Origin of the sequence: Clostridium sp. CAG:265 (assembly GCF_000436575.1) — a bacterium.
Taxonomy (GTDB): Bacteria; Bacillota; Clostridia; order Clostridiales; family Clostridiaceae; genus Clostridium; species Clostridium lentum.
Map to the genome: position 1 here is coordinate 23,317 of NZ_FR886575.1, position 6,436 is coordinate 29,752.

At 31.2% G+C, this 6,436-nt stretch carries 4 protein-coding genes; all 4 read left to right on the forward strand.

The window, feature by feature from the left end:
• Positions 1-54 precede the first annotated feature (54 nt).
• The 4 genes from recF to gyrA all read left to right on the forward strand — a co-directional run bounded on the left by recF (position 55) and on the right by gyrA (position 6,019).
• Positions 55-1,143, forward strand: coding sequence for a DNA replication/repair protein RecF (gene recF / locus Q5O29_RS00150; protein ID WP_022211005.1), 1,089 nt, complete (start codon positions 55-57; stop codon positions 1,141-1,143).
• Between the two features lie 73 nt (positions 1,144-1,216).
• Positions 1,217-1,477, forward strand: a complete 261-nt coding sequence (remB, locus tag Q5O29_RS00155) for an extracellular matrix regulator RemB (protein ID WP_022168301.1) — start codon at positions 1,217-1,219, stop codon at positions 1,475-1,477.
• 54 nt (positions 1,478-1,531) lie between these two features.
• Positions 1,532-3,445: a DNA topoisomerase (ATP-hydrolyzing) subunit B gene (gene gyrB / locus Q5O29_RS00160; RefSeq protein WP_022211006.1), complete on the forward strand. Its 1,914-nt coding sequence runs from the start codon at positions 1,532-1,534 to the stop codon at positions 3,443-3,445.
• A 21-nt stretch (positions 3,446-3,466) separates the two neighbouring features.
• A complete protein-coding gene (gene gyrA / locus Q5O29_RS00165; protein ID WP_022211007.1) occupies positions 3,467-6,019 on the forward strand; it encodes a DNA gyrase subunit A in 2,553 nt (850 codons plus the stop codon).
• Positions 6,020-6,436: the final 417 nt, after the last annotated feature.

A 6,436-nucleotide genomic window follows, 5' to 3' on the forward strand; every position in this document is an offset into this window, starting at 1 on the left:
TTTTAAATTAGCTATTAAAAGTTTATATATGTTATAATATTATGGGTGTTTAAGATGTTTATTAAAAGACTACAAATGCTTAATTATAGAAATTATAATGCATTAGATATTGAATTATGTCCTAATGTTAATGTGTTCATGGGAGATAATGCTCAAGGAAAAACTAATATACTAGAAGCTATATATTACTGTGCTTTTGCAAAATCTCATAGAACATCAAAAGATAAAGAACTTATTAATTGGAATGGTGAGCATGCATTTATAAGTGTTGATGTAGGTAGAGAAAGACTTGATAAAAGGATAGATATAAGCATTCTTAAGGACGGAAAAAAATCCATAAGGATTAATAAAATAAAAATAAAAAAAATAGGCGAATTATTTGGGAATTTCAATGTTGTGATGTTTTCTCCGGAGGATCTTAGAATAATAAAAGATTCTCCTGGAGTAAGACGAAAATTTATTGATATGGAATTATGTCAGTTAAATCCTAAGTATTACTATAATCTAGTTCAATATAATAAAGTCCTTAATGAGAGGAATATACTTTTAAGAAATAGAAATACCAGTAGTGAAATGTTGGAAATATATGATATGCAATTGGTTGAATTTGGATATAATATAATTAGGGATAGAATTAAATACATTGAAAGTTTAAACAAGTATGCTGAAAAAATACACTCTGATATCACATCGGGAAAAGAAAAAATAAATTTTAAGTATATTAGTACTATAAAGGACTTAGAAAATATTAAAGAAAATTTTTACACGCTATTAGAAAAAAATAGAAGTAAGGATTGCGATAGAGGAATAACATCCATTGGTCCACATAGGGATGATTTTTTTGTCTATATAAACGATATTGATACTAAGAGCTATGGATCCCAAGGACAACAGAGAACGGCAGTATTAACTATGAAATTTTCATCACTAGAAATAATAAAAGAGCTTACAGGAGAATTTCCAGTTTTACTTTTAGATGATGTATTATCAGAACTAGATTTTAATAGAAAAAAATATATTTTAAGTACAATAGGACAGATACAGACTATTATTACATGTACTGGTATAGAAGATTTATATGAATATTTAGACGAAAAGGCAAAAGTCTTTAAAGTTAAGAATGGAGAAATTGTAAACTCGTAAGGAAATTCTGTCTTTAGGAGAATAAGTTGGATTGAATAAAGCATTTAAATCTTACTTACAAGGAGGAAATAGTATGTTTTTACATTTAGGAGAGAATGTAGTAGTACCAATAAAAGATGTCATAGGAATATTTGATATACATAATTCTATGTATAGTTCAGATACCATATCTTTTTTAAGAATGGCTGAAGAAGATGGATTTGTTGAAAAAATTTCTAAGGAGAGCCCAAAATCATTTGTTATAGCTGAAGTTAATAAGATGAGTAAGGTTTATTTATCACCAATTTCATCGTCAACATTAACAAAGAGAACGAATATTGATTATAATCCTTAAGTCCGATATTTAGCCTTTAGTTTATATATATAAAAGATTAAGGAGGAATATGTCTTGACAGAAAATAAGCAAAGTTATGATGAAAGTCAGATTCAGGTTTTAGAAGGTTTAGAAGCGGTAAGAAAAAGACCGGGTATGTACATAGGGACTACAAGCTCAAGAGGACTTCATCATTTAGTTTATGAAATTGTTGATAATAGTATTGATGAGGCATTAGCAGGATTCTGTAGCCATATCGAAGTTACGATAAATGAAGATAATTCTATTACTGTAGTAGATAACGGGAGAGGTATGCCAGTAGGAATACATCCAAAGATTGGAAGATCGACTATTGAGGTTATCATGACAGTGCTACATGCTGGTGGAAAATTTGGTGGTGGAGGATACAAAGTATCCGGAGGGCTTCATGGTGTTGGGGCATCAGTTGTTAATGCATTATCAGAAGCTTGTGAAGTTACAGTAACAAGAGAAGGTAAGGTGTGGCAACAAAAATATTCAAGAGGAAATATCTTAGGTGATGTTACTCAAATAGGTGAAAGTGATGGTCATGGTACCAAGACTTGGTTTAAACCTGATCATGAGATATTTGAGACAACAGAATTTGAGTTTGAAATATTACAAAGCAGATTAAGAGAACTTGCTTTTCTTAATAAAGGAATTCGTATCACCTTATCTGATAAGAGAGAAGGTCAAGAAAAGGGTGAAACTTACTACTATGAAGGTGGTATAAAGGAATTCGTAAATTATCTAAATAGAAATAAAGATGTATTACATCCAGAACCAATATATGTTGAGGGAGAAAAGGATGGAATCATCGCTGAAGTATCATTACAATACAATGATGGATATACAGAAAATCTTTATTCATTTGCTAATAACATAGATACAATAGAAGGTGGAACTCATTTAGTTGGTTTTAAGACAGCAATAACAAGAGTTATCAATGATTATGCTAAAAAGTTCGGCCATATAAAAGAAAGCGATAAGAATCTTTCAGGAGATGATGTAAGAGAGGGTCTTACAGCAGTAGTTTCAGTGAAGATATCTGAACCACAATTTGAAGGACAAACAAAGACTAAGCTTGGAAACTCTGAAGTAAGAGGAGTAGTTGATTCAATCGTTGCTGATGGAGTAGGTACATTCTTAGAAGAAAATCCAGCGGTAGGAAAAATAATAATAGATAAAGCATTAATGGCAGCAAGAGCTAGAGATGCAGCGAGAAAAGCTAGAGAGCTTACAAGAAAATCTGTACTTGAAAGATCAACATTACCAGGTAAATTAGCTGATTGTTCTTCTAAAGATCCAATGGAATGTGAAATCTATATAGTCGAAGGAGATTCAGCTGGTGGTTCAGCAAAGCAAGGTAGAAATAGAAAATTCCAAGCTATACTTCCACTGAGAGGAAAGATATTAAATGTTGAAAAACAAAGATTAGATAGAATATTAAATGCAGATTCAATAAGATCAATGGTTACAGCTTTTGGTGCTGGTATTGGAAAGGATTTTGATGTATCAAAGCTTAGATATAACAGAGTCATAATCATGACTGATGCCGATGTGGATGGTGCACATATTAGAACATTATTATTAACGTTCTTCTATAGATATATGAGACCACTTATTGATGAAGGACATGTATTTATAGCTCAGCCACCACTTTACAAGGTAAGCAAAGGTAAAAAAGAAATTTATGCATATACTGATGAAGAGTTAGAAAGTGCTCTTAATGAAATGGGCGGTAAAGATAGTTCAGTTGATATACAAAGATACAAAGGTCTTGGTGAAATGAATGCAAACCAATTATGGGATACTACAATGAATCCAGAAGAAAGAATACTTTTAAAAGCTACAGTGGAAGATGCTATTGCAGCTGATGAAATATTCACTATCTTAATGGGAGATAAAGTTGAACCAAGAAGAGAGTTTATACAAAAAAATGCTAAGAAAGTTAGTAACTTAGATATTTAGTACTAATACGAGGTGAAGTACATGAATTTAAATGAGGGAAAATATATCCATGTTGATATAAATAACGAGATGAAAAAATGTTATATCGACTACGCTATGAGTGTTATAGTTGGTAGAGCACTTCCTGATGTAAGAGATGGTCTTAAGCCAGTTCATAGAAGAATACTTTACTCAATGCAAGAATTAGGATTAGAGCCTCAAAAGGGATACAGAAAATGTGCCAGAATAGTTGGGGAAGTTTTAGGTAAGTATCACCCACATGGTGATTCCTCAGTTTATGATGCATTAGTAAGAATGGCGCAAGATTTTTCTTTAAGATATATGTTAGTTGATGGACATGGAAACTTTGGTTCTGTAGACGGAGATAGTGCAGCAGCAATGAGATATACAGAAGCAAAGATGAATAAGATAGCAGTGGAAATGCTAAGAGACATTAGAAAAGAAACTGTTGATTTTATGCCAAACTTTGATGGAGAAGAAAAAGAACCAGTAGTATTACCTTCAAGATATCCAAACCTTTTAGTAAATGGTTCATCAGGTATAGCAGTAGGTATGGCAACTAATATACCTCCACATAACCTGGGAGAAATTATCGATGGAACAATAATGCTTATAGATAATCCAGAAACTACTGTTTTAGAACTTATGACAGCAATAAAGGGACCTGATTTTCCAACTGGTGCAATAGTTATGGGGAAAGCTGGTATAAGAGCAGCTTATGAAACAGGAAAAGGAAAGATTGTTGTTAGAGCAAAAGCTGAAATTGAAGAGGAAAATGGAAGAAACAGAATAGTAGTTACTGAAATTCCATATCAAGTTAATAAAGCTAAGCTTATAGAGAATATTGCAGATTTAGTGAAGGATAAGAAGATTACTGGAATATCAGATTTAAGGGATGAATCTGATAGAGAAGGTATGAGAATAGTAATAGAGCTTAAGAGAGATGCTAATCCTAATGTAATTTTAAATTTATTATTTAAGCATACAAAGATGCAAGATACATTTGGAGTTATCATGTTAGCATTAGTAGATAATGAGCCGAAAGTATTAAATCTTAAGGAAGTATTAACTCATTATATAGCATTCCAAAAAGAAGTGGTTACTAGAAGAACTATATTTGAACTAAATAAAGCAGAAGCGAGAGCACATATCTTAGAAGGTTTAAAAATAGCACTTGATAACATTGATGATGTAATCAATATTATTAGAAGTTCTAAAAATAGTGATATTGCAAAAAGCACATTAATGGAAAGATTTCAATTAAGTGATAAGCAAGCACAAGCAATCTTAGAGATGAGGTTAAGAAGATTAACAGCTCTTGAAAGAGATAAGATAGAAGAAGAACTTAACGAAATTATGCAATACATTGAATATTTAAATAGTATATTAGCTGATGAAATGAAGCTTCTAGGAGTAATCAAAGAAGAGCTTATAGAGATAAAGAGCAAGTACAACGATGAAAGAAGAACTGAAATTCAAAAAGTAGTTAATGAAATAGATATAGAAGATTTAATTCAAGAAGAAGATGTTGTTATCACATTAACTAATTCAGGATATATTAAGAGAATTTCTGCTGATACATATTCAGCTCAAAGAAGAGGGGGAAGAGGTATTCAAGCAATGACTACAAAGGAAGATGATTTTGTAGAAAATGTTTTAATAACTTCAACTCATTCAGATGTATTATTCTTTACAAACAAAGGAAGAGTATACAAGAAGAGAGCATATGAGATTCCAGATGCAGGAAGAACTGCTAAGGGAACTAATATAATCAACCTTATACCAATAGAACAAGATGAAAGAATTGAAACTGTACTTACTATTGCTGATGAAATAAGAGAAGGATATTTATTCATGGCAACTAAGAAAGGTCTTGTTAAGAAAACTCACTTATCAGAATTCAAGAACTTAAGAAAGAACGGACTTATAGCTATAAGCTTAAGAGAAGGTGATGAACTTCTTAAGGTAAAAGTTACTAGAGGAGATGCTGATATAGTTATAGTATCTGAACATGGTAATGCCATTAAGTTTAATGAACAAGATGTAAGAGCAATGGGTAGAACTGCTGCTGGTGTTAAATCGATGAACTTAAGAGAAGATGATATTGCTGTCTGCATGGATATAGCAGTTGATGATGAAGATTTATTAGTAATAAGTGAAAATGGATTTGGGAAGAGAACTCCTTTAGTTGAATATAAGAGACAAAATAGAGGTGGAGTTGGTTTAATAACATACAAAATAAGTGAAAAAACTGGTAAGGTTGTTGGGGCAACAGTATGTAAGGCTGAAGATGAATTAATGCTTATAAATACAAGTGGTGTAGCTATAAGAATTAATGTATCAGATGTATCTGTAACTAGTAGAGCTACAATGGGAGTTAGATTAATGAGAACTTCTGATGAAGAGAGAATTGCAGCTATAGCTAAAATATCAGCAAGTGAAATGCAAGAAAAAGATCAACAGTTATCATTAACAGATAATCTAGAAAATGAACATTTAGAATTAAATGAAGATACTAGCTTAGATAGATTAGTTGAAGAAGCAGAATCACAAATAGAAAGTGAAGAAGATTAAGAAGAATAATAAAAAGGCTGCCAAGAAATTTGGTAGCCTTTGTTTAATTTACTTGGATAAAATGGGGGTTAAAAGGGAAGAATAGATATAAAATAGTAGTACTCGTAGCCTTGTGTATCACAATGTGATTTTATTAGATTAATAAAGAAAAATAAAGTATTTTAATAATAATTTTAATAAATATCAGTATTTAATTGGTTTTAAATAGAATATAAATGTTAAACTAAAACACGTCGACAGGACAACAAACAACAGTAAAGTTGCTGAAACGACAAACATCTTCATCAAGTAATGAAATGTTACAAAAAAACTTTTGAAAAAAGTATTGACAGTAACAAGATGAGATGATAAGCTATAGAAGTCGCTTAAGGGCGGCAAGATAAAATGGTCTTTGAAAATTGAACAGAATATAGTTAA

Coding starts and splice junctions, on each gene's coding strand:
- gyrA (WP_022211007.1), top strand. CDS start 3,467: ATGAATTTAAATGAGGGAAAATATATCCATGTTGATATAAATAACGAG.
- remB (WP_022168301.1), top strand. CDS start 1,217: ATGTTTTTACATTTAGGAGAGAATGTAGTAGTACCAATAAAAGATGTC.
- recF (WP_022211005.1), top strand. CDS start 55: ATGTTTATTAAAAGACTACAAATGCTTAATTATAGAAATTATAATGCA.